The following is a 23,354-nucleotide window of genomic DNA, read 5'->3' as shown; positions in this document are numbered from 1 at the left end:
TCGGTTTAATAAATTGTTCAGCTAAAGGTAGGTTATGAATGTAAAAACGCTGGTCGCAGTCACAGTACTTGCGGCGCTTAGCTTAAGTGGTTGCCAGGAGCAACCACAACAACAAGCCCAAACGGCCCCCGCTGCCGTTGAAGTCGAGGCCATAACGTTGTCGCCACAAAGTATTGACCTCAGCACCGAGCTAGTTGGCCGCACGGTCGATTTTCGTCAAGCTGAGATCCGCCCTCAAGTCAGCGGTATTTTGCAGGCGCGACTGTTCGAAGAAGGGCAAATGGTGAGCAAAGGAGATGTGTTGTATCGGATTGACCCCGCTCCCTACCAAGCTGAACTTGCCAGTGCCAAAGCGGCGCTCGCCAAAGCCCAAGCCAGTGTTCGCAACAGTGGCATGAAGGCTGAACGTATCAAAGGCTTATTAGGTAATAAATCGGTCAGCCAGCAAGACTATGATGATGCCGAAGCCACCTTGCTACAAGCAAAGGCCGATTTAGCAGCCGCCAAAGCCGCTGTACTGAGCGCCGAAATTAATCTTGATTACACTCAAATCCGCGCCCCCATTGACGGTCAGATTGGTCGCTCTAGCGTTACCGAAGGGGCGTTGCTGACGGCCAATCAAAGCGCTGCGCTGTCGATAATTCGCCAGCTTGACCCTATTTATGTGGATATGACGCGCGCCGCCTCCAAGTTATCTTCTTTGCGCAGCGCCATGCATCAAGGCAATCTCAGCCAAAACCCCGAGGTTAAACTGAGATTAGAAAATAACGACTGGTATGCGCTCTCCGGTGAGCTGAAGTTCTCCGAGGTAAGCGTTGACCCATCGACGTCTATGGTCACCATGCGCGCAGTATTCCCCAACCCCAATGGTGAATTACTGCCAGGCATGTTCGTACGAGCGCAGTTAGCTACCGGCCAAGATGATGACGCCTTATTGGTACCGCAAAAAGCCATTGTGCGCACGCCCAAAGGTGAGGCCACGGTAATGGTGGTCAGCAAAGAAGGCACGGCGCAAACTCGCGTAGTGGAGCTCGGTCAAGAGATAAACCAAAGCTGGCAAGTCCACTCCGGTCTACAAGCCGGTGACCAAGTAATTGTCGCCGGGCTGCAAAAGGTTCGCCCCGGTAGCAAAGTGACAGTGGCAAAACAGGACACGGGGGCATAATTTATGGCTAATTTTTTCATTGGCCGGCCTATTTTTGCTTGGGTGATCGCCATCGTGATCATGCTTGCGGGCCTGCTGTCGGTAAAACAGCTGCCCGTTGAGCAATACCCTAAGGTTGCGCCACCGGCGGTCAGCATTAATGCCAGCTACCCTGGTGCCACCGCACAAACAGCCGAAAACGCCATTACTCAGGTGATAGAGCAAGCCATGAACGGCTTGGACAACCTCATGTATATGTCGTCACAAAGTGATTCGGTGGGCAATGTCAGCCTGACACTCACCTTTGAAACCGGCACTGATCCGGATATTGCTCAGGTTCAGGTGCAAAACAAACTGCAACGGGCAATTCCTCTGTTACCGCAAGAAGTGCAGCAGCAAGGGGTTTCGGTAGCCAAGTCTAATGGCAGTTTCTTAATGGTTATTGGCTTTATCTCCGAAGATGGCTCGATGAACCGCGAAGACATCGCCGACTATGTGGTTTCTAATGTTAAAGACCCAATTAGCCGCACCCCAGGGGTGGGCAATGTCACCGTATTCGGCAGCCAGTATGCCATGCGTATCTGGCTTGATGCGCAAAAGCTTAACCAATATCAACTGACCCCCACCGATGTCACCGCTGCCATTAAAGTGCAGAATAATCAGGTGACAGCCGGACAACTGGGCGGCGCCCCGGCGTTACCCGGGCAGCAATACAATGCCGCCATCACCGCACAAAGCCGCCTCAGTAGCCCTGAAGAATTTGGCCAAATTCTATTACGGGTTAACGAAGATGGTTCACGAGTGCAGCTTAAAGATGTGGCACGCGTCGAGCTCGGCGGTGAAGACTATTCCGTTATGGCGCGCTATAACGGCATGCAAGCAACGGGGATCGCCATCGAGTTGGCCACCGGAGCCAATGCCCTCGATACCGCCGAAGCAGTGCGCGCTCGCCTTGACGAACTAAAGCCTTATTTCCCAGAAGGGCTCAAGATTGAAGTGCCCTACGACACCACGCCGTTCGTTGAGCTTTCTATCAGCTCAGTGGTGCAAACACTGTTTGAAGCCGTGCTGTTAGTGTTTGTGGTGATGTATTTGTTCTTGCAGAACTTTCGCGCCACCTTAATTCCGACCCTAGCGATTCCTGTGGTCTTGCTCGGTACCTTTGGCATAATGTCGGCGATGGGCTTTTCGATAAACACCCTCACCATGTTTGGTATGGTGCTGGCCATCGGCTTGTTGGTGGATGATGCCATTGTTGTGGTCGAGAACGTTGAGCGGGTCATGAGCGAGGAAGGCTTGGGGCCTGTGGAAGCAACGCGCAAGTCCATGGGACAAATCACCGGCGCCTTAGTGGGCATAGGCTTGGTGCTCTCTGCCGTATTTGTGCCGATGGCCTTTTTTGGCGGCGCAACTGGGGCTATCTATAAGCAGTTCTCTATTACTATCGTTTCAGCCATGGCGTTATCGGTGTTGGTGGCGATTATTTTCACGCCGGCCCTGTGTGCCACCATTTTGAAACCCATCAAAGGCGACCATTTGGAAAAAGGCGGCTTCTTCGGTTGGTTTAACCGTACCTTTGATCGCTCTAACGATGGTTACCAAGGGGCAGTAGGTGGCCTGCTTAAGCGTCCGGTGCGCTCAATGGCATTATATGGCGCGATTATCGCAGTGATGGCATTGATGTTTGCCCGTCTGCCCTCGTCATTCTTGCCCGATGAGGACCAAGGTATCTTTTTAACCATGGTGCAGCTGCCAAGCGGTGCCAGCCAAGAGCGTACCGAAGAAATAATGACTAAGGTCGCCGATTATTATCACGGCGAAGACTCAGTACGCTCGGTGTTCACCGTCAGCGGCTTTAGCTTTGCCGGACGAGGACAAAACGTCGGCCTTGCCTTTGTGCGCCTAAAAGATTGGAGTGAGCGCGACGACAGCCAAAGCGTACAGGCCACTATCGGCCGGTCGATGGGGTATTTTTCTACCATTAAAGAGGCGCAAATTTTTGCCTTTAACTTGCCTCCTATTCAAGAGCTAGGACAAGCCACTGGCTTCAACCTGTTCTTGCAAGATAGGGGCGCCTTAGGCCATGACGCGCTACTGCAGGCCCGCAATCAACTGCTGGGAATGGCGGCGCAGCGCCCAGAGCTGATGGCTGTGCGCCCTAACGGCATGGAAGATGCGGCGCAGTTACAGGTGGATATCGACCAGCTTAAAGCGCAAGCGTTAGGAGTCTCGATTAGCGAGATAAACCAAGCGTTGTCTATTGGCTGGGGCTCGCGTTACGTCAATGACTTCACCGACCGAGGCCGTGTTAAAAAGGTTTATGTGCAAGCCGATGCCGAGTACCGCATGACCCCGGAAGATTTAAGCCATTGGTATGTGCGCAATAACGAAGGTGAAATGGTGTCCTTTGATACCTTTGCCACCAGCCGCTGGGTGTATGGCCCGCAACGCTTAGAGCGTTACAACGGCATCTCAGCCATGGAAATTCAAGGTCAGCCAGCACCGGGATACAGCTCCGGCGTGGCGATGCAAACCATGGCCGAGCTGGTTGCTCAATTGCCACCGGGCATTGACTTTGAATGGACCGGCACCTCTTACCAGGAGAAAATGTCTGGCTCCCAGGCGCCGATGCTCTATGCGTTGTCGATTTTGGTGGTGTTCTTATGTTTAGCCGCCCTATACGAGAGCTGGGCTATTCCATTTTCAGTGATTATGGTGGTGCCGCTGGGGATCATCGGGGCGCTCAGTGCCGCCTTCTTGTTCGGTCTTCAGAACGACGTGTATTTCCAAGTGGGCTTGCTAACCACCATGGGCTTGGCATCTAAGAACGCGATTCTCATCGTCGAATTTGCCAAAGATTTACAGCAACAAGGTCGCTCGGTGATCAACGCCACGCTCGAAGCCGTGCGCTTGCGTTTACGACCCATCATCATGACCTCACTGGCGTTCTCGCTCGGGGTTTTGCCATTGGCGATAAGCTCCGGTGCCGGCTCAGCCAGTCGCAATGCCTTTGGTATTGGCGTCCTTGGCGGCATGCTCAGTGCCACCTTCTTGGCTATCTTTTTAGTTCCCGTGTTTTATCTCGTGGTGCAAAAGCTCTTTGTTCGAAAGTAACTGCACCCAACCCCAAAGCCGGACTTTTTAGTCCGGCTTTTTTATGCCTAAAAACAAGGTATCAAGGAGGGCTTGCGCTTGCTCGATAAGGTCAATATAACCTGGGTGTTGCAGAAATTTACTGATAAGGCCACCGACGAGGGAATTCATCGCCGCTGCCGCGACTCGCGGCTCAATAGCCGGGTTAAGCTCACCATTTTCCAATGCTCTGGCGAACGCCAGCGTGAGCGTGTCCTGCACTTCTTGATTGAGTTGTTCTTGTTGTTGTACTGCGGGGTTAAGCTCGTCAACATACTCACAGCGATGGAACACCACCGTTAGCACGCGATGATACTGAGGGTCTTGTTGCACTATCACCAAGGCGCGATGCATCACGTCTTTTATTTGCGCCAAAGCGCTCAGATCATTGGCACTTTGCAGCTCACTGAGCATTTGTCGAAACGGCAGACGAATACGGTCTAACATGGCGTTGAACAGATCGGCTTTGTTGTCAAAATGCCAATAGATTGCGCCGCGCGTGACGCCTGCGGCGCTAGCAATATGTGCCAAGGTGGTACGTGACACACCATGCTGGTAAAACTGATGCTCAGCGGCATCTAAAATAGCACTGCGGGTTTGTTCGGCATCAGCCTTAGAACGCCTGACCATGGCCTTGCTCGATTAGGAAATAATGATCGCAATATTAACATAGTTGCTACCTGAACCAACAGCCATCGCGGTGTTATCGATACTCCAGCCGAGCGGTTAGGCGATTAAATAACCTGGGGAAAAAACGCTTGATGGTCGGTGCCCAATAACTTAAGCCTTGGCCAATCACCACTTCTTGCTTTTGCTTTTCAATCGCGGTGATGATTCCTTGCACACAGGCGCTTACCGGCATACCGTTTTCAATCGACTGTTCACTGTGATTTTGCGCCACCCCTTTCTCGTTTAAGGAGTTATGAGCAATGCGGGTTTGCACCGAGCCAGGACACACGGTGAGGCAATGAATGCCGTCAGCGGCAAGCTCGGCGCGAATGCAATCCATAAAGCCGACCACCGCATATTTGGAGCCGGAATAACCGGAGCGAAACTTAGAGCCCACTTTGCCCGCGACGCTGCTTATTGCCACGATCATCCCCTGCTTTCGAGCCTGCATTTGCGCAACCACCAGTTTAGTCAGGGCCACAGTGCCAAAGTAGTTGACCGCCATTAATTGCTGGTAAGTAGCAAAGTCGGTGTCGGCAAACAAGCTACGTTGCGACACTCCGCCATTATTAATCAAAATATCAATATCACCGATGGCTGCGAGCTGCTCGGGGAGCTCTTTGAGTAGGCTCTCAGCGGCGCTCAAATCCAAAGGTAAGACAACGTGTCCCTGCCCCATCAAGCTATTTTTCACCTGCTCAAGGGCTTGCTCGTTGCGCGCCGATAACACCAGCTTAGCGCCTTTGGCCGCAAGTTGTTTAGCCAGCTCCTCACCAATGCCCGATGATGCGCCGCTTAACCACACCCGTTTGCCATCTAAGTTCATTTTATTGCTCCTGCTTGGTGTTCAATTTGCGCTTGCAGCTCTTTGCAAAGCCCCATTAAAAATAAGGCTTCAACGACAACAAATAAGGGCCCAATAACCAAGCCGATTAAATCATCCACGAAGGCAGGTTTTTTGCCTTCGTAATAGTGACCGACAAATTGAAATACCCAGCCCACGACGAATAATCCGATACCAACGGACAGCCACAGCCACGTGCTAAGCATTGCCACGGGCGCAGCCCCGAGCAGACTCAGCACCAACAATGCGCTCATCAGCAGGCCTAGCCTGAGGGATAGCTTTAAATAATAAAGGCAGGTAATACTCACGACCAACACAGCGGGAGTGAGGCTGAGCGCTAAAACGGTAAAACTCGGACGAGAGAGCAGCACCAGCAAGGCATACACGATTAAGGGTATGCCGATAAAGTGGGTGTATATATTGCGTTTATCACGATGATAACGAGCGTAATTACTTAATTGGGTAACCAAGGTTTTCATGGTGTTAGCACCTTTTTTATTATTAACCTTGTGCTCAGTTTAGAGTAAAACCCCTAACTTGCCTATATTTTTGGCTCGTCTCGCTCGCCCTCATCAAGATTACCAGTGGCATGGGTATTCATGCGTACTAAATTGGGCTTGCGCTCACTCGCAGCGGCGCTCTTTAATGGTCCCTGCCCCGGTGGAGAATTAGGCTCATCAGACACTGGCTCACCGTTTTTAAAGGGCTGGATCATATTGGCGTATTGTTCAATGAGCCGATGCATTCCCTCTGGTGCTTCACAACGCGTAAACTGCATCTCCACATCGACAATATCGGTTCGCCGGCGGTTGCTGTCGCTGGTTTTCGGCGAAAGGTTCACCTTGAATGCCACTCGCTCGGCATTAAACCCATCCACTTGGTGCGTCGCCCGTTTCAACTCGCTTTCACTGATTTGAATCGACATATCAAAACGCATTTTGTCTAAGGCTATGCCTTGCGGCTGTACTAAAGCAATAAGCGGCACATACATATCGTGTTGCTCGTCGACTTGCACTTTCACCATTTTCGCCGCTAGCGAGCCATCCTCTTGAGTATCGAAGAACTGCTGCAATTGCATCACATATTGTTGCGATATCATGGTCCCGGTGGTGTTCACCGCATGGTGGATCCCCCGAGTGATATCGGTGAGCATTTGCGCATTCATCTTTTCTTTGCCAAACATCATAAGTCCTTACTATCAATGACATTGGGAGTGCGCAGCCGCTGTAATAACTCAGTGTTGAGAAAATGACTTTGAGCATGCAGCTGCACGTTAACATAGGCACGCGTATCACCTGCGCGCCCAGAGTGCTCGGAATGTAACAGCACCACATTGGTCTGTTTGGTGTGACAGTGCGTAGACCAATACCGGCTTGGTATTGGCCACAATGCACTGATGGCCTGCCAGCACCGCCGCCAAGCATTTTTTAGTTGCACTTTAGTTGCCACCCTTTTTACCATTTTTATCAGAAGGCGGTGCGATTTCAGCTTTCGTGTCCGCAGGTAAGGCATCAGTAGCAGAGGGTTTACCCTCACCAATAACCACGGGCTTGGTAGCCGCATCGGTGAGAAAATCAATAACGCGCATTAATGCTTCAGGCGGCCCTTGGCGTTTTACTGCGGTATGAATTGAATATTTAGCTCGGGTGTCGGTTTTACGGGTTTGCTCCGACTTATGAGACACCTTGCCATGCACTTTAACCGAGAATGGACCCCAGCCCATTTTTGCCTCGAAGCCACCCTCACCACTGGTTTCGCTGTGGCTTTCTTCTGATTGTGTCACTTCCAGTTCAAAGTCAATTGACCCTTCTTCGACACAAATATTGGGGTGGGTGATCGCTGCAAGTAGCGGCACCCGCATAGTTTTACGTATGGTACCCTTGAAGTTACCTTCGGTGTCCACTTGGGTTTCATCGTATTCGAACTCAACGTTCACCGCCTTGCCATCTTTAATGCACACGGTCATCAAAAATTCGGCGTAAGCCCGACTTGCCTGTACTTGGGCGGTGATCATTGCATGCAATGGCCCCCCTATCATGCGATCCAATGGCAAGGCATTAATTACCGAGCCAACGAGTCCTGTATCGATAGCCATAGTTCTCTCCTTTTGTTCCTATTTGCGCTATTGCCATTAAAAACTAGGAGTCGCTGGCTTAACTCGTGCTCTTATGTAAGCCCTTGTAATAAAAGTATCGCCGGATAAGCATAAAGATCACCGTGGCGCCGATGACGGCTGACATCAGGTGGTGTATCAGTAAGTGGCCGACAATAAAGGCCGGGATATCGTCGAAGGAGTCGATCAGCAGCAGCTTGAGTATTAGCGCCACATAAACGCTAAGATGCAAAACAAACGCGACTTTAAATAACCGCCTAAACCCTTGCTTCATACTCGGATGAATAGCCACCACTCCTAAGCGCAACAGTAGCCATGCGCACAGCGCAATGGCCATGGAAACCACACCTAACCCCAATAACGAGGTTTTAATAAGCACCACCGCTAAAATGACATAAAACCACATCGCTAACACTCACATAAACGCTGATACAACCCCGATGCCCGGCGCACTGGCGTGGCGATGGCATAGGCCAAGGTGCGCGCATCACAGATCAATTCAATATGCGCCTTGGCACGGGTCACACCGGTATACACCAACTGGCGATTAAGTCCTTGGCCGCCCCGATGCAGCGGCGGCAGCACCATGGCGGTATGGGCAAACTCAGAGCCTTGTGATTTGTGAATGGTCGTAGCAAAAACTTTATCAAAATGCGGTAAACGCCCCGGATAGAATGCCCTGGCCTCGCCCTGCGCGCCCATAAAAACGGCCTGAGGCTCGCCGTTGTCATCCGCCATAATAATGCCAATATCACCATTAAACAGGTGAAGCTGATAGTCGTTCTGAGTGATCATCAACGGCATACCGATATAAAAGCGCTGCTGCACATTGATTTTCCCTTGCTGAGCGAGGTGATATTCAATGCGTTGGTTAAGCGCATGCACACCAAAGGGCCCCTCTCGTAGTGCGGCAAGTAACTGGAAGCGGGCAAATGCGTCATGCACCTGCGCGGGCGTTGCCCCGGCTGCAATCAATGCTAAGTAGTGGCTGTACTGCTCGGCGCAGCGGGCAATGAGCGCGCTGTAAAACCCCTCATCCAAAGGGTAATAACTAATATCGCTGGCGCGGCTTTGCAGCAGGTACCGTGCTTTTTTGCTATCGGCTGTGTTAATTGCATACGCCAGTTGGCCTATGCCGCTGTCGCCATCGAAGCGATAGCTGTGCTGCAAAAAGGCAACATGATCGGTTAACGCATAAGGTGATTGCTGGCCACTGTGATAAGAATGCTCACCGCATAAATAGCCGAGTTGCTCGGCGCGCTGGTCACTGTAGTGCGGCAGTTGGCCAAGGATACATTCACTGCAAATATCAGCCATGATATTGCCCGTGTCCACTGAACTCAGCTGGTCTTTATCGCCCAATAAAATCAATCGAGTGTGCGGTGCTAAGGCGTCTACCAATTTGCTCATTAGGCTAATATCGACCATGGACGCTTCGTCGACAATCACTAAATCAGCATGCACCGGATTACCCCGGTGATGGCGAAAATGATTGGACATGGGCACCGTGCCTAACAACCGATGCAAGGTTTGCGCTTGTTCGGGAATACTCTCTAATACCGCCTGATCGGTCTCGGCTAAGTCGCCTTTTGCTCCTTGAATAGACTCGCTTAGGCGTGCTGCTGCTTTGCCGGTTGGAGCAACCAGTTCAATGTGCAAAGGGGCTTGGGCATAGAGCGATTGTAAAATCGCCAACAAACGCGTCACCGTGGTGGTTTTACCGGTGCCCGGACCGCCGGTGATCACACAAAACTTACTGGTGGCCGCCAGAGCACAGGCCACTTTCTGCCAATCAGGTTCGCTGTTTTGATTGTTAAAGTAATGCGTCAATAGCGCTTTGAGCGCGGGCAAGTCAAGCTCCAAAGGCTGCTTAGCTAACTGCAAAAAGCGCGCGGTTAACTGCGCTTCATAGCCATCATAGCGCGCCAGATAGACGCGCTGCCCATGTATGCGCAGCGGTTTTTCAGCCCCAGTGCAAGGCAAGGCATTAAGGCAGCCGAGGGCATCAAAGTCAGGCGCAAAAAACGCGGGCACTGGCGCGCGGGTATCGAGCTCAAAGGGGTTGTCCCAGTTCACACTGTGCAAATCTAAGCAGGTATGCTGCTCATGCATAGCTTTGAGCAACAGCAGGATAATATAAAACCCCTCGCTGTAAGGCGGTTGCTGCTCATCGACGAGTAACGCCGCCAACTCGACATCCACGGTACGCACTTTACGCTGTTCTAACAGTACCTCAAGCATAGTGCGCTCCTTTGGCGAAAAGCCCGTCTAAGGTGTCGATTTCAGCAACACTGAATGGCCGATAGTACACTCCGTGTCCCTCGGGCATCGCTCGTAAAAAGGTATACACCATGCCACCTAGGTGCTTAGCGGGGTCATAATCAGGCAATCGCGCCGCCAGCAAGCGGTGCAATGCCACCATATAAATCGCCCCTTGGACATGATAGCTATGGGCATTCATGGCGTGCGTTAAGGCTTCATCGTTATAATCATCGGCGCTCTCACCGAGGTAATTCGATTTGTAATCAAGCACGTAATAGCACCCCTGATAGCAAAAGATTAAATCAATAAAGCCTTTTAGCACGCCTTTAACACGTTCAAAATCAAGACCAAAGTCATAGCCAAACAGGCTTATCATGGTGGCATTAAAATGTTGGGCATCAAGCTCATTGAGCGCGAGATGAAATTCCATCTCCACTAAACAATCATCGCTTTGTAACTGCCCCAAATAAAGCCCTGACTCGAGTATGGGGCAGCGCATAATCGCCGCCATCCAGCTACACAGCAGCGCGTGCCAGCTCTCATCCAGTGCGTATTTATGCAGGGTATGGGTGATCACTTGCTCAAGCTCTGCCATGGCTTGCGCCTCGCCGGCGAGCACGCCGCGAAAAGAGATTTGCTCGAGTATATCGTGCAGTGCACTGCCAGGCCCCGGGCCTTTGGGAAAATCATAAGCCGTTAGCTGCGCTAGAGGGGATGCCTGCTTAAGCACTAAACTTTGCTGCAAACGGTGATCCTCATCATCACCGCCACTGTGGCTGGTACCATGATAATCACTGTGCTTGAAGCTCAAGGCGCTAAAGCTGGTGGCCCGCCAGTTACGCTCAATAACCGCTTGCTGGGCGCGCACCTGGCGCTCAACGGTCGCGTTTTCCTGCACCAGATTCTCACCCGATTGATAATGATCAGCATCGGTTAAACTCATGTCCGGGTAAGGCGCGAGTCGAGCCTGCAGCAGCTCACGAACATTCTCCGTGCCCTCAGCGCCCGGAAACAACAAGTACCCTAGCGCGCTTTGCAGCAGTTGCGAGCGTTTATGTTTGCCCAAATTATAAAGCCCTAAAGCACAATGATAGATGGGCCGGGTCAAGGCCACATACAATAACCTTAAGTCCTCGGCTAAGCGCTCGCGCTCGGCGCGCGCAAGGTTCTCTTGCTGTTTAGATAAATCTAAGTACAGCTGTCCTTGGTGGTGATAATAAGCGGCGCTGGCGCTGCGGAAATTGACCGCAAACGGCATAAACACAATGGGGTATTCTAACCCTTTAGAAGCATGCATGGTCACGATTTGCACCAGCTGGGCATCAGACTCCAAACGCAGTTGGGCGCTGTCACCCTCACTGCTATCACGGGTCAATTGCTGGTGAAAATACTTCAGCAACCGCGCCGTGCCATCCAGTTCAAGTTGCTTATGTTGGAGAATTTCACCGAGATGACGAAAATCCGTTAATAGGCGCTCAACATCCCACCCTTGCTCGGCCCACACTTGCGGTAATTGATTTTGCCATAACAGCTGCTCGAGCATTGCCAACGCGCCATCGCGGTACCAACGCCGCTTGAGCTCGGCGAAGTGCTGCAATTGTTGCTGCCACTGTTCGGCATCATCGCTCAGTGCCAGCAGTTGGGCGCTATTGAAGTTATAAAATGGCCCCGCCAGCAAGCCGCGCAGTGCGCGCTCATCATAAGGGCCGTGTATAATCGCCAACAAGCGGTAAAGATGTTGCGCCAGCGGTTGCTTAAACACACTTTCGCGGGCTAGATAAACACTGGCAACACCTTGGCGGGTAAGCGCCTGTTTCATCAGTGCCGCTTCGCCCCTATCGCGTACCAAGATGCAAAAATCGCCGGCGCACGGGGGCGTCTCACCTAGCAGCAAGTCTCCTTGTTGCGCCGCAGCCAACAAAAAGTGAACCCGCTTTGCAAATGCCTCGGCCAAGGCGCTTTGCCCTTGTTCTTTCGATAACACCTCAGCACCGCTGCCATAAAAGACAAAATCCATGGCACCGAGCGCCTCGCCTTTATAGAGCAGCGCTTTATCTTTGCCATTCGCTTGCACTTCTTGATAGGGAATGGCGTCGTTAAAGATAAAGCTCTGCGGGTGGCTGCTGAATAAGTTATTGACGCTTTCCACTAATGGCGTCGCCGAGCGGAAGTTTTTTGCCAAAGTATACTGCTGTTGCGCGCCCAGTTGTTGCTTAGCATCGATATAGGTAAAAATATCGGCGCCGCGAAAACCATAAATGGCCTGCTTGGGATCCCCTATCATGGTGAGGTTAGTGAACTGCTCATCGCTGGGACGATAAATAGTGCTGAAAATACCATACTGAATGGGATCGGTGTCTTGGAACTCATCGATCATCGCCACCGGGTATTGGCGGCGAATTTGCTGTTGCAGCTGGTTGTCGCTGTCATTGTGCAACGCATCATAGAGCTGACTAAGCAGGTCATCGGGGGCGATAATGCCGGTGCGTGCTTTGTTGCTCTGCACATGGCGGCGCACATAGGCGAGCGCCAAGACACATATCACCTGCGCAAGGCGCTCACCCAGGCCTAGGCTAAGCTGCGCCATACGTTCAAATTCCACCACCAAAGGGTGAGAAAAAGGTTGGCCATTTTTCTTATAAATACTGGGGTCCTCAAGGCTTTGCGCACTCCATAAGCTAAAGGAGTGTTTGGCCGCACCTAAACTCAACTGGGTGTCATCATTGTCGCTAAACTCTGCCAAGCCCGCCAAATTACTTTTATGCTTAGGTTTGGCATTGCCTTTGATATCGCTGGCGGCAATGGCATTGAAAAAATCGCCCTCGCGCAGTGCCTGTTTGAATTGGGGCAAAGCCTTGAGGTATTCGCTTTGGCAATGCCACAATTGGGTCAGCTCAGCCTCGGGGTCATCAATGTGCGGTTGTAACTGCAGCTGCTTGCGATTAATGAGCGCACGCAGCTCTTTTAGCAGGCTATGTGGCGAGCTGTAATGAGCGAGGACCGCCTGCGCTTGCTCTGCACGCAGCGGATACACAAACTGTCGCCAAAAATCGAACACCGCCTGCTCATGCAGCTCACTCTCATCCAGGGTGAAGCGCAAATTAAAGGCCATGTTTGATTCAAACGCATGTTGTTTAAGCATGCGCTGACAAAACCCATGAATGGTGTAAATGGCACTTTCATCCAAGGATTTCGCCGCCATATCCAGACGATTAAATGCCTGTTGACGGTCGTCAAGCTGCGCTATCAAGTCACGCAATAGCGCATCGCTGCTGTGCTCCCCTAGCAGCATGTTTTTTGCCATGCTAATGCGCGAGCGCACCCGGTCTTTGATTTCACTGGTAGCGGCCTCGGTAAAGGTCACCACCAATATTTGCTCGACCGTCAGCGGCTCGCCTTGGTTGCCCTTAGCATCTTCATACAGGCCTAATAAGTAGCGTAAATACAACCCGGTGATGGTATAGGTTTTACCGGTTCCGGCACTGGCCTCAATAAGCTGTTGTCCATCAAAGGCAAGGGTGACAGGGTTAAGCGTCTGCATAGCGTTGCTCCTCGCCTAATTGCGCTATGGGTTGCAACAATCGCGTACTCCAGTCACAGAATTCCTGCTCGCACTGAAAAAGGTCGGCAAAGTCAGTGGCGATGTAAGGGTCACTGCGCTCGGCGACCCCCACATACGGGCTGCCGACGAACTTAATATTGGCTTTATTCATATCTTGGCTTTGTATCCATACCCAAGCACTGACGGGGAAAAATGCCACACTGCTTTGATGGCTGCTAGTAAACAGTTCTAGCCAGGGTGCTAATAATTGCTCAGCACGCTCGGCATTCATCGGGGCAAAAGACACTTGCTCGTCTAAGCCCATCACCACGGTGGTGACCGCCTCCCCACACAGCTGCGCGAGTAAGTGATAAATAAACCCTTGAATTCTATCCTTCGCTTTAATACTGGCGCTGCGATAAAACACCTGTTGACTGCCATAGAGGTGCGCTAACCAACCTTGCAGGCGCACTCCAGAAACCGTGATATCCACTTCCAGCATTTGCGCCATTTGCCCTTGCGTACGCAGCTGAACCTGCTCTGCCAGTGGGCTGATACGACTACGCAGTTGCTGCAAGGTCAATGTCGATAACACACCTTGGGGCAGCACCCCGCGCTGGATAATTTCCTCATCACTCGGAGCGCTACCGTGCAATTGTCCTTCAAGCAGCTCATCGAGTAATTGATAACGCGATAAGGCATCTAAATCGAAATGCTCGATATCTTCATCGTGTGCATCAATGCCATCTATGCGCACCCCAAGTACTTGTTGGTAGAAATAACGTTGTGGGCGAGTAGCACATTGCATTAAGGTGTCGAGCTCGCACAGTTGTGGCGCTGTGACAGCCAAAGGCTGAAGCTGTTGTTTTTGCTCTTGAGCGGCTGTTAACGGCAAGGCCCACACCGGATTAAAGCTTTGCCAACGGCTGTCCTTTTGATAATACTGCGGATGAAACGGCTGCAGATGATGCTCTATCACTAATCGGCTTGTGAACGTATCATCGCTGTCTTGCCAGCAAAAGCTGCGGTCTAAATATTCGCACAGCTCACTGACTAATACCGAGGGCATACGGGGACTGTTATCGCGGCTAGAGCGACCGATATAACTAAGATATAGGCTATCTCTGGCGCTCAGCAAGGCCTCTAAAAATAAATAGCGGTCGTCTAGGCGACGTGAGCGATCGCCTTTGCGTCGCTGGCTGTAAGGCACCAGGTCAAAACCAATAGGCTGTACACTGCGTGGGTAATCGGCATCGTTCAGCCCCAAGATACAGACCTTTTTAAAGGGCACGGCGCGCATCGGCATCAGCGTACAAAAGTTAACTTTACCGATTAAAAACCGCTGCCCCACGCCTTTTTGTTCGACACCTTGTTGAATCAAGGTGGCGAAGATCCGTGCCGAGATGAGCCCTTGATAGTCACCATTATCATAGTGCTTTTCAATGTCACTATAGAGGCCATCTAACAAGGCTAAGTCTGCGGCGCTTAAATGCTCTACTGCCATCACTTCACTGGCAATTGCGCGCAAGCTGGTACACTTATCCAATAAGCTTGCATCACCACTAAGTGCCTGCTTGGCCTGCAACAACACATTGATAAAGGCCAAGAGTTTGCTCAATGTATCACTGGCCATGCCCTCAACTGCGTCAGCCGGATAGACCCCATGATAAGGGGCATCGGTGGCCGCGATGCCTAACAATAATCGCTTTATTCCCAAACGCCAGGTGTTGAGATCAATACTTGGCAGGTTGAATTCTTGTTTGTGCGCGCCATCAATTCCCCACTTCACCCCGACTTGCTCAAGCCACACTTGGCACTGCTCGAGTTCGCTGGCGACAAAGCCGAAATGCTGACTAATGGCCTCAATGTATAATAAATCCATCAATTCACTGACACCAAAGCGGCTAAAGGGTAGATTCACCAAGCTCACCAAGGCATTAACAATAGGCTGCTCTTGGGCAATGGATAAGTCGGCAATGGCATAGGGAATATGGCGCTCGCCTTTAGCGCCACCAAACACTGCTTCAATAAAGGCGCTGTACTGCCCGACATCTGGCATCATCACAATGATGTCTTTGGGTGGTAGAGTTGGATCGCGGGCAAACTCAGCAAGTAGATGGTCGTGTAAGCACTCCACTTCGCGCAAAGCAGTGTGGCAATTACTTATTAACAGGGAGTGATCTTGTTGCGCCAATGCTATCTTGCCCTGCTCACTGATAAACCAGTGTGGGTCTTGCGCTAAGCTTTCCCCTTTGAAAGCTAATTCATATACCTCTTGCTGCAGACGACCCAATAAATGCGGCGCAAATTCATCATCGAAACCATCCAGCCACTTGCCATCTAATTGCAGCAGTTGCTCTAGGTAATCGCGGCCAAGCTTACCCCATGATGCCAATAACGGATTACCGACGATAAAATATTGTTGCTCAGATTCAGCCGCGTCGACATTAGGCTTACGCTGATATCGGGTGTGTATTTTAGCCAGAGTTTTCTCATCGACGATATCGCCCCAATAATGTTCACTGGGGTTGAACAGAAATATCAACACATCCGTGTGCTCACTGAGCGCCTGAAAGATCGCTAGCTGCGATTGCGCCAAAGCGGAGATACCAAACAAGCAAATACGTGGCGGCAGTTGCAACTGCCCCGCCGCCAGTGCATCCAGTAACTCTTGGTGCATATTGGCGCGGTGGTATGGGCTTTGCTCCAGCTCTTGAACACGCGCGACTAAAGCACGCCAAAGATCGGGCTGCCAAGGTGCATGGCTAATATCAACGTCATCTAGTTGATCTTCACCCGCTTGCCAACTAGCCAACCACTGTGGTCGATACATTAGATAATGATCGAACACATCGGCAATTTTTTCACACAGGGCATAGCGTTTGTGACCATCATCGTCACCATCAAGGTAGCGCATCAGGGGTTGGTAATGAGCCTGTGTTAATTTTTGCGGCAACAGTTCGTAGAGCTTCCATGTCATATTGGCTTTGTTAAACGACGACTCTGGCGGAACATCAGGCAAAGCTTGCTGGTACAAAGACCAGATAAAACTCGAAGGTAATGGAAAGTCGACCTGTGCACATACGCCTAACTGCGCTGTAAGCTCAAGCTTCAACCATTGTGACATTCCTGGAGAATGCACCAATACTTGCTCTTTATGGAAAATATTAGAACTGCTGGTATTCGCCAGCAACGCACAGAGCTGGGCGCTGAGAATCTCCATACGGTTTGACTGTATTATATGCAGCATGCGTTATCGGTATTATTGGAATGCCTAGATAGCCAGTGTACGCAATTTTAATGACGGGCACTAGGTTGACATCACAGTGTATTTTCACCTTATTGGTTATTGTTAAGCGGCATCATTGTTGCACCTAAGTTAATAGCAAAATATTCGGTAACATCTTGAATTTGCATATTTTAGGAACATAGATTAAGTTATAACCACAATGGAATGAATTAGCACACAGGAGCGTGCCAATGCGATTGATTGCTTTCAGCCTTTTTTGTGCCGGCTTACTTGCTTGCTCAGTGACGCTGCTTGGTGATTTTGGGCAACATCGCCCACTTATCTCTGATTTAGTGACCCAATCTCAAACCCTATCCCCGCAAGTGAAGGGGAAGCTTGCTTTGGGCGGCTCTGAGCTGGCCAATGTCGAAATTACCCGCACCTTATCGGTGGGCGATCAGCAATTCGTTAGCCGCGCGAAAACAGACAGCAGCGGACACTTTTACTTTGCCCCCATGACCACAGAGCATCCTGTTTTTGGCGAGCCTCCGGAGCGCTTATGGCAGGACATCAGTGTGCGCTACCAAGGCCAACAGTACGTGTTATGGTACACCGCCATTGACCATGAATTAGACAACTTCGTGCTACAAGAAACCCTATCGCAGTTGCAGTGTAATTTGCTCTCCGCTGAAAATGAATTCAACATCAGCGATAAGCGCCGCCCTAGCCTGCCCGTGAATGTCTACTCGATATGTGATTTACATGTGCAAAAATCGGCACAAAAAAAAGCCGCTGTTATCAGCGGCTAAGTCGGGGTCTAATCAGAGTTCAAGCAACACATACGTCATTACTTGCCACTCATAGTAAAGCGCCAAAATTGCAAATTCATGACAAGGGTCATATTTTTGCATTTTCTTCGCTCACCACCAAAAAAATAGCGGCACTGCAAAGCTAGCGCAGTCTTTTTAGTAAAGTTCAGCCAACATATCATCAGTGTATGGCGTGAGTGGTTTTTGCGCTTTCACTTTGGCGACCAAATCGGGGTTGGCAATAAAAGGACGACCTAAGGCAAGTAAATCGAACTCTTCATTACTGATTGCCTCAGCGCCTTGCTCCGGCGTATAACTGCCAACACCTACCAAGTTCCCGTTATAATGTTTACGTAGATATTGCGAGGCACTGCCGTTGCCACCAAGATAAGGGAAACGCATGCTGTCATCGAAAATACCCAAGTGCAGATACGCAAGATTTCGATGGTTAAGCTGCTCCAGTAAATAGTCGAACACGGCGGTATCTTGCTCATCGCCCTCATCGAGCAGGAAGTACGCCCCAGGGGATAACCGTAAACCCACTTTCGCAGCACCCACACGCGCGACCACAGCGTCGACCACCTCAAGTGCAAAACGTGCGCGATTGGCAGCATTGCCGCCATAGTTGTCGTTGCGTTGGTTGCTACTGTGGTGCAGGAATTGATCAATCAGGTAGCCATTGGCACCATGGATCTCAACGCCGTCAAAACCAGCCTCTATCGCGTTTTCTGCCGCTTTAGCATAATCAGCCACAAGCTGTTCGATTTGCGCTTCACTCGCGGCTTTTGGTGTTTGGTAACTTAATTCACGCATGCGCGGCACAGTGCCTTCGATACCAATCGCACTGGCACCGAGCACATCTCCTGCAAAAAAGTGTGGATGAGCGACACGGCCAACATGCCATAGTTGGCAAAATATCTTGCCTCCTTGGTCATGCACTTGCTCAGTGACATTGCGCCAACCTTGTATTTGCTCACTGGTGAATATACCCGGGACATTCGGATAGCCCTGGGCATCAGGGCGAATAATCGTGGCTTCACTAATGATCAACCCAGCATCAGCGCGACGAGCGTAATAGGCCGCCATTTTTTCCGTTGGTACGAGATTATCATCCGCCATACAGCGCGTAAGCGGCGCCATAAGAATACGATTTTTAAGAGTCAGTTCGTCATTTAAAGCATAAGGTTGTAAAAGAAGATCGGTCATATAAAGCATATTTATTTTTTTGAATGTATATTCAACGTATGGATTGTTGAATGCTAATTCAAGTAAATATTGAAAATAAATGGTACCATGTTCGTTATCTTAGTTAGCAGCATCATGTCGTTTTTATGCGCAGCGCCGAATTTGACCGAGCCCACGTTTTACAACAAGCCATGCAAACCTTTATGGAGCATGGTTACAGCAAAGCCAGTATGCAAAAACTAACCCAAGCAACGGGGTTGCATCCAGGCTCTATTTATTGCGCATTTGGCAGTAAAAAAGGTCTGTTTATCGAGGCGGTGAGTCACTACCATCAGCAAAAACAACAAGCGTTCGACACCATTTTTGACGCCCAACGCCCGGTTGTTGATAGTTTGCGTGAATTTATCGCCAACACGGTCACTGAGTGCGTGCAAAAGACCTGTGCGAAGGTATGTTTACTCACCCGCTCTTTAAATGAAATTGAAGGCCAAGATCCGGAAGTAGCCAATATTCTTGCACAAAACCTCAAGCAGTTAGAGCAGAACCTAGCTGCGCAAATTCGCCGCGCTCAGCACCAAGGTGAAGCCGTGAACCAAGATGACGCGATGAAGCTAGCGCGCTTTTTGGCCATGGGCATTTACGGCATGCGCACCTATGCGTTTACACAGCCAGATGAAGCCTTGTTAACACAAATGGGCGAACAACTTTTAGCCGCTATTATTGTTGATTAACTTGAAATTCATCGCTATCGCCCATAATACAGCTAATATTCCACATTCAGTGGGGGATGAAACACAATTGACCAAAGCTGACGGCGAAAACCTCTGCACGTAATTGGTTTTGGTGAAATGTGTACCTCTTCACACATTAATAATTAATAGAAGAGTACAATATGACGACACATATACGCTCCGCACTCATTGCCGAAGGCGGTGGACAAAAAGGCATTTTTACCGCCGGCGTACTCGATGCTTTCCTAGAAAAGAAATTTGCGCCCTTCGATTTAAAAGTCGGCGTTTCTGCAGGCGCCCAAAATCTAGCAGCTTACTGTGCTCGGGCACGCCAATATGCACAAACAGCGATTGAGCACCTCACCACAGAGCAACAGTTTTTTCGACCGGCCCGGTTTTTCACCGGTGGTAACGTCATTGACCTAGACTGGTATTTTCATCAAGTAGAGCACAATGGCAAGGTGCGCTTCCCCACTGAGCCTAATAACCTCACGCCTGAGAGTAATTTTTATGCGGTGGCTAGTCACTACGACTCGTTTGAGCCGCATTACTTACATACTTGGCATGAAAATATGTTTGCGCACCTAAAAGCCTCAAGCGCCATCCCATTTTTGTATCGTCCCGGCGTAAAAGTCGAAGGTCATGGCATGATGGATGGTGGCGTTGCCGACCCCCTGCCGGTGCGGTGGGCTCATGAAAAAGGCGCGAAAACCATTTGGGTGATCCGCACAGTTGAAGCTCATGATGATGGCAAGATGCCGGTGTTGGAGAGGCTTAAACCTATTATGAGGCGCATCAACCAATCGCCACGGATGTTTGAAATTTATCATCACTATCAACAGCGCTACGCCGAGGCTGTTGAGTTTATGAGGTCACCACCTGAAGGTGTTAACGTGGTTCAAATCGCCCCAACTCGGCCATTACAATCTATGGTGTTAGGCTCAAGTATCGAGACTTTAGAAGAGGACTATCGCCTCGGTTTTGAAGTTGGCTTAAAAGCAGTCAATCGATGGAAAGAGCCCGAGCCACAACCTGAGGCAGTATAATTAGGCCTCGGGTTGCGCTGCTTATTGTTAAAGCTAAAACATGGTATTGGTATTTTTGGCTTGCTCAGGGATAGCTTGAATGACATCCCAGTGCTCAACAATTTTGCCATTTTCCACACGAAATATATCAACAATGGCACCGCCATTCGGCTGTGGCCAATGGTAACTTTTAACGTGTAATACCACCAAGTCGCTCTCAGCTATCACCCGCACTATCTCACCACTGGGTCCGGCGCTTGTATCTCGTTTAGGTAAGCTGCGCAATAACGCCCGCAGGCCTTCTTTACCATCTGCGACCATGGGGTTGTGTTGAATATAGCGCGGACCTAGGTACTTATCGATATGTGTTGCGTCTTCAGCTAGTACCACATCGGTATAAAAATCGATGACCAGTTGTTTGTTTTTGGTCAGTTGGCCTTCAGCCAGTGTACTGGTGCTAAATAAAATCATGAGTGTAATGAGTATTAGCTTCATCGCTGCCTCTTATGCTTAAAAAGTAACCCGCTCCATGTTGTAAAATGAGCCTACAGCGCTCGTTTTAAGGGTTGGGGTTGCATGTTGCCAGCTTAGAATAAACTCAAAAACATCCGATGAGCAGTGGATTTCATTAACAGTTGTTTTAATTAATCTGAATGAAATTTATCGACAAAAACCCAGGTCTGAGCGGCGTTTTTAATCATCGCCCTATTAGGTAATGACAGCGCTAGCCATCACCACCTAAAAACAGAGGAAGGTTGAACGGCTAGTCTGCTTGCGCAGTTAGCCATAGGTAATCATGCGGCTTAAAAAGTACGTAAACAATGGCGAGCATAATTCGCGGACCACGTAAGTTTGAACCTCCGCTTAGGCGCGCCGTCCCTTCTGTTGGCACGTTAATACGCACTTTATTAGAGCGGCACCAGTCCACTTTTAAATAAACTTCTTTTTCGCCTGGTGGCACATCAAACTCAACACTTTCGCCATTACCAATTTTACCCAACGCCTTACCTTCACACATAACCGTGTACTTTCTAGCTCTATCTGCATAGCCACTATCACGACTAATTCGTAGTTTACTCATGGTTTTCCTTAACACCTTAACGGCGACAGTCATCAAAGCCGTGAGTGTAACAAAAATTGCCATGAATAACGTAAAATGCTTTTAGCTCAGTTATCTATACTTTTCTCTTGCCAAATTCCTGACTCTGTTTGCCCCTGTATTTTGACCTTTGCTACGCAAAATTCAGGTGCTTTACCCTGCTTACGCTGGCGGTGGTAGTCTGATGTAACGCGTTTAATTGTCGGCGTAAGCTGCACAATCGCGACGATATTGACCAATGTCATCAAGCCTAAGGCCATATCGGCTAAACTCCATACTTGCTCAAGCTTGGCAGTGGCTCCCCATAACATCATCGCTAGATAACTGAGCATGTACAGGCCTCTGCCCATACGATTATCCAGTGCAAAAAGGTGCAAGTTGCTCTCGGCATAGGCGAAGTTTGCCACCACTGAGGTAAATGCAAACAAGGTGATTGCCGCCGCAACAAAATACACACCGGCATCGGCCATATGCGCGGTCATGGCATCCTGGGTAAGGCGAATGCCCTCCATATCGCCGCTGATGGGGATATCCGCCATTAATATAATCACTGCCGTGCAGCTGCATAGCACTATAGTGTCGAAAAACACCCCCAGCATTTGTATATACCCTTGTGTAGCTGGGTGATTCGGTGTTGGCGTTGCCGCACCCGCTGCGTGGGGGACACTCCCGGCTCCAGCCTCATTGGAATAAAGGCCGCGCTGAATACCATTTTTAATCGCCGCTCCGAGCGCCCCTGCTCCCGCTTCTTGCAGGCCGAGCGCACTGTGCAAAATATCACTGAGCATCGCCGGCACCCGTTCATAATTGACCATCGTCACCACCAGGGCACTAAACACAAAAACTAACCCCATTAGCGGCACCACCCGCTCTGCGAAACGGGCAATAGCCTTAAAGCCGCCGGCGATGATACTGCCTGTGACTAAGGTGATAACCAAACCGGTATAAAATCGGTCCACGCCAAAGGCATGGTGCAACGCATCGGTGATAGTATTGGTTTGCATGGCACTAAAGCTAAAGCCATAACCGAGAAACAAACACAGCGCGAAAGCAATGGCTAACCATTTTTGGCCCAGTCCCATTTGAATGTAGTACGCAGGGCCGCCGCGAAACTCGCCTTGGCTATCACGTACCTTATACACTTGCCCTAGTACGCTTTCGGCAAAGCCGGTGGCCATACCGAGTATGGCAATCACCCACATCCAGAACACGGCACCACTGCCACCCAAAGAAATAGCCACTGCCACCCCGGCGAGATTGCCAGTGCCCACACGAGCGCTTAGGCCGGTACACAGCGCTTGAAATGAGCTTATTTGGTTTTTATCCGCCTGAGCACTGGTTCTTAATAGCGCGAACATATGGGTAAAGTAAGTGAGCTGAATCCCTCTGAGCGAAATCGAAAACCACACACCAGCAAAGAGCAGTAAATAAATAAGGATCTGCCCTTCTCCCCATAACAGCGCATTTACGCTGGCTATCAATGACTCTAGCAATGTTCACTCCAAGTGCTTGTAAAACTGCTTGTTTATTTCACTTTATACTAGGCTATGGAGATAAAAATGCGACTTTAG

19 protein-coding genes are annotated in these 23,354 nt (G+C 50.2%); 5 read left to right on the top strand and 14 right to left on the bottom strand.

Annotation, left to right across the window (positions count from 1 at the left end; genetic code table 11):
• The first annotated feature begins 34 nt into the window (after nucleotides 1-34).
• Both EXT46_RS02195 and EXT46_RS02190 read left to right on the top strand, forming a co-directional pair.
• A complete protein-coding gene (locus tag EXT46_RS02195; protein ID WP_022944016.1) occupies nucleotides 35-1,165 on the top strand; it encodes an efflux RND transporter periplasmic adaptor subunit in 1,131 nt (376 codons plus the stop codon).
• A 3-nt stretch (nucleotides 1,166-1,168) separates the two neighbouring features.
• On the top strand, nucleotides 1,169-4,258 hold the full coding sequence (locus EXT46_RS02190; protein WP_130144956.1) for an efflux RND transporter permease subunit: 3,090 nt from the start codon (nucleotides 1,169-1,171) through the stop codon (nucleotides 4,256-4,258).
• A 27-nt stretch (nucleotides 4,259-4,285) separates the two neighbouring features.
• On the opposite strand, the gene EXT46_RS02185 is transcribed toward EXT46_RS02190, so the two are convergent.
• The 10 genes from EXT46_RS02185 to recC form a co-directional block, all read right to left on the bottom strand.
• Complete coding sequence (locus tag EXT46_RS02185) at nucleotides 4,286-4,906, bottom strand: TetR family transcriptional regulator (protein WP_045978690.1); 621 nt, start codon at nucleotides 4,904-4,906, stop codon at nucleotides 4,286-4,288.
• A gap of 73 nt (nucleotides 4,907-4,979) precedes the next feature.
• Entirely contained in the window at nucleotides 4,980-5,771 is a 792-nt protein-coding gene (locus EXT46_RS02180; RefSeq protein WP_130144954.1) for an SDR family oxidoreductase, read from the bottom strand.
• Nucleotides 5,768-6,268 (bottom strand): Mpo1-like protein, encoded by a 501-nt coding sequence (locus EXT46_RS02175; protein WP_130144952.1) that lies wholly within the window; start codon nucleotides 6,266-6,268, stop codon nucleotides 5,768-5,770. The genes EXT46_RS02180 and EXT46_RS02175 overlap by 4 nt, the downstream gene beginning before the upstream one ends.
• A gap of 62 nt (nucleotides 6,269-6,330) precedes the next feature.
• Nucleotides 6,331-6,975: a DUF2589 domain-containing protein gene (locus EXT46_RS02170; RefSeq protein ID WP_081604450.1), complete on the bottom strand. Its 645-nt coding sequence runs from the start codon at nucleotides 6,973-6,975 to the stop codon at nucleotides 6,331-6,333.
• A complete protein-coding gene (locus tag EXT46_RS02165; protein WP_130144950.1) occupies nucleotides 6,972-7,238 on the bottom strand; it encodes a hypothetical protein in 267 nt (88 codons plus the stop codon). The genes EXT46_RS02170 and EXT46_RS02165 overlap by 4 nt, the downstream gene beginning before the upstream one ends.
• Nucleotides 7,228-7,884: a DUF2589 domain-containing protein gene (locus tag EXT46_RS02160; protein WP_205988198.1), complete on the bottom strand. Its 657-nt coding sequence runs from the start codon at nucleotides 7,882-7,884 to the stop codon at nucleotides 7,228-7,230. Before EXT46_RS02160 ends, EXT46_RS02165 begins: the two co-directional genes overlap by 11 nt.
• 58 nt (nucleotides 7,885-7,942) lie before the next feature.
• On the bottom strand, nucleotides 7,943-8,308 hold the full coding sequence (locus tag EXT46_RS02155) for a hypothetical protein (protein WP_130144948.1): 366 nt from the start codon (nucleotides 8,306-8,308) through the stop codon (nucleotides 7,943-7,945).
• A 2-nt stretch (nucleotides 8,309-8,310) separates the two neighbouring features.
• Nucleotides 8,311-10,143: an exodeoxyribonuclease V subunit alpha gene (gene recD / locus EXT46_RS02150; RefSeq protein ID WP_130144946.1), complete on the bottom strand. Its 1,833-nt coding sequence runs from the start codon at nucleotides 10,141-10,143 to the stop codon at nucleotides 8,311-8,313.
• Nucleotides 10,136-13,705 carry an exodeoxyribonuclease V subunit beta gene (recB, locus tag EXT46_RS02145; RefSeq protein WP_130144944.1) on the bottom strand — a complete coding sequence of 1,190 codons (3,570 nt, stop codon included), beginning with the start codon at nucleotides 13,703-13,705 and terminating at the stop codon, nucleotides 10,136-10,138. Before recB ends, recD begins: the two co-directional genes overlap by 8 nt.
• Nucleotides 13,692-16,955, bottom strand: coding sequence for an exodeoxyribonuclease V subunit gamma (gene recC, locus EXT46_RS02140; RefSeq protein ID WP_130144942.1), 3,264 nt, complete (start codon nucleotides 16,953-16,955; stop codon nucleotides 13,692-13,694). Before recC ends, recB begins: the two co-directional genes overlap by 14 nt.
• 230 nt (nucleotides 16,956-17,185) lie before the next feature.
• Here recC and EXT46_RS02135 point away from each other — a divergent pair, with 230 nt between their 5' ends.
• Nucleotides 17,186-17,743, top strand: coding sequence for a DUF6795 domain-containing protein (locus tag EXT46_RS02135; protein WP_022943770.1), 558 nt, complete (start codon nucleotides 17,186-17,188; stop codon nucleotides 17,741-17,743).
• A 156-nt stretch (nucleotides 17,744-17,899) separates the two neighbouring features.
• On the opposite strand, the gene EXT46_RS02130 is transcribed toward EXT46_RS02135, so the two are convergent.
• The gene (locus EXT46_RS02130) at nucleotides 17,900-18,949 is read right to left on the bottom strand and encodes an alkene reductase (RefSeq protein ID WP_022943768.1); all 1,050 of its coding nucleotides are present in this window, start codon (nucleotides 18,947-18,949) and stop codon (nucleotides 17,900-17,902) included.
• A 125-nt stretch (nucleotides 18,950-19,074) separates the two neighbouring features.
• On the opposite strand from EXT46_RS02130, the gene EXT46_RS02125 reads away from it, so the two are divergent.
• Both EXT46_RS02125 and EXT46_RS02120 read left to right on the top strand, forming a co-directional pair.
• Nucleotides 19,075-19,659 carry a TetR/AcrR family transcriptional regulator gene (locus EXT46_RS02125; protein ID WP_130144940.1) on the top strand — a complete coding sequence of 195 codons (585 nt, stop codon included), beginning with the start codon at nucleotides 19,075-19,077 and terminating at the stop codon, nucleotides 19,657-19,659.
• A 161-nt stretch (nucleotides 19,660-19,820) separates the two neighbouring features.
• Nucleotides 19,821-20,705, top strand: coding sequence for a patatin family protein (locus EXT46_RS02120; RefSeq protein ID WP_022943766.1), 885 nt, complete (start codon nucleotides 19,821-19,823; stop codon nucleotides 20,703-20,705).
• Between the two features lie 33 nt (nucleotides 20,706-20,738).
• On the opposite strand, the gene EXT46_RS02115 is transcribed toward EXT46_RS02120, so the two are convergent.
• From EXT46_RS02115 to EXT46_RS02105, 3 genes are all read right to left on the bottom strand, one after another.
• Entirely contained in the window at nucleotides 20,739-21,179 is a 441-nt protein-coding gene (locus EXT46_RS02115; RefSeq protein WP_130144938.1) for a nuclear transport factor 2 family protein, read from the bottom strand.
• 268 nt (nucleotides 21,180-21,447) lie between these two features.
• Nucleotides 21,448-21,765 (bottom strand): hypothetical protein, encoded by a 318-nt coding sequence (locus EXT46_RS02110; RefSeq protein WP_130144936.1) that lies wholly within the window; start codon nucleotides 21,763-21,765, stop codon nucleotides 21,448-21,450.
• 86 nt (nucleotides 21,766-21,851) lie between these two features.
• The gene (locus EXT46_RS02105) at nucleotides 21,852-23,276 is read right to left on the bottom strand and encodes an alanine/glycine:cation symporter family protein (protein WP_130144933.1); all 1,425 of its coding nucleotides are present in this window, start codon (nucleotides 23,274-23,276) and stop codon (nucleotides 21,852-21,854) included.
• Nucleotides 23,277-23,354 lie beyond the last annotated feature (78 nt).

Origin of the sequence: Pseudoalteromonas sp. CO325X, from assembly GCF_004208955.1 — a bacterium.
GTDB lineage: Bacteria > Pseudomonadota > Gammaproteobacteria > Enterobacterales > Alteromonadaceae > Pseudoalteromonas > Pseudoalteromonas ruthenica.
Note: the sequence above shows the minus strand (reverse complement) of the source record. Positions and strands in the feature narration are given on the sequence as shown.

Coding starts and splice junctions, on each gene's coding strand:
- EXT46_RS02185 (WP_045978690.1), bottom strand. CDS start 4,906: ATGGTCAGGCGTTCTAAGGCTGATGCCGAACAAACCCGCAGTGCTATT.
- EXT46_RS02115 (WP_130144938.1), bottom strand. CDS start 21,179: ATGAAGCTAATACTCATTACACTCATGATTTTATTTAGCACCAGTACA.
- EXT46_RS02160 (WP_205988198.1), bottom strand. CDS start 7,884: ATGGCTATCGATACAGGACTCGTTGGCTCGGTAATTAATGCCTTGCCA.
- recB (WP_130144944.1), bottom strand. CDS start 13,705: ATGCAGACGCTTAACCCTGTCACCCTTGCCTTTGATGGACAACAGCTT.
- EXT46_RS02135 (WP_022943770.1), top strand. CDS start 17,186: ATGCGATTGATTGCTTTCAGCCTTTTTTGTGCCGGCTTACTTGCTTGC.
- recC (WP_130144942.1), bottom strand. CDS start 16,955: ATGCTGCATATAATACAGTCAAACCGTATGGAGATTCTCAGCGCCCAG.
- EXT46_RS02170 (WP_081604450.1), bottom strand. CDS start 6,975: ATGATGTTTGGCAAAGAAAAGATGAATGCGCAAATGCTCACCGATATC.
- EXT46_RS02190 (WP_130144956.1), top strand. CDS start 1,169: ATGGCTAATTTTTTCATTGGCCGGCCTATTTTTGCTTGGGTGATCGCC.
- EXT46_RS02155 (WP_130144948.1), bottom strand. CDS start 8,308: ATGTGGTTTTATGTCATTTTAGCGGTGGTGCTTATTAAAACCTCGTTA.
- EXT46_RS02120 (WP_022943766.1), top strand. CDS start 19,821: ATGACGACACATATACGCTCCGCACTCATTGCCGAAGGCGGTGGACAA.
- EXT46_RS02110 (WP_130144936.1), bottom strand. CDS start 21,765: ATGAGTAAACTACGAATTAGTCGTGATAGTGGCTATGCAGATAGAGCT.
- EXT46_RS02130 (WP_022943768.1), bottom strand. CDS start 18,949: ATGACCGATCTTCTTTTACAACCTTATGCTTTAAATGACGAACTGACT.
- EXT46_RS02180 (WP_130144954.1), bottom strand. CDS start 5,771: ATGAACTTAGATGGCAAACGGGTGTGGTTAAGCGGCGCATCATCGGGC.
- EXT46_RS02125 (WP_130144940.1), top strand. CDS start 19,075: ATGCGCAGCGCCGAATTTGACCGAGCCCACGTTTTACAACAAGCCATG.
- recD (WP_130144946.1), bottom strand. CDS start 10,143: ATGCTTGAGGTACTGTTAGAACAGCGTAAAGTGCGTACCGTGGATGTC.
- EXT46_RS02195 (WP_022944016.1), top strand. CDS start 35: ATGAATGTAAAAACGCTGGTCGCAGTCACAGTACTTGCGGCGCTTAGC.
- EXT46_RS02175 (WP_130144952.1), bottom strand. CDS start 6,268: ATGAAAACCTTGGTTACCCAATTAAGTAATTACGCTCGTTATCATCGT.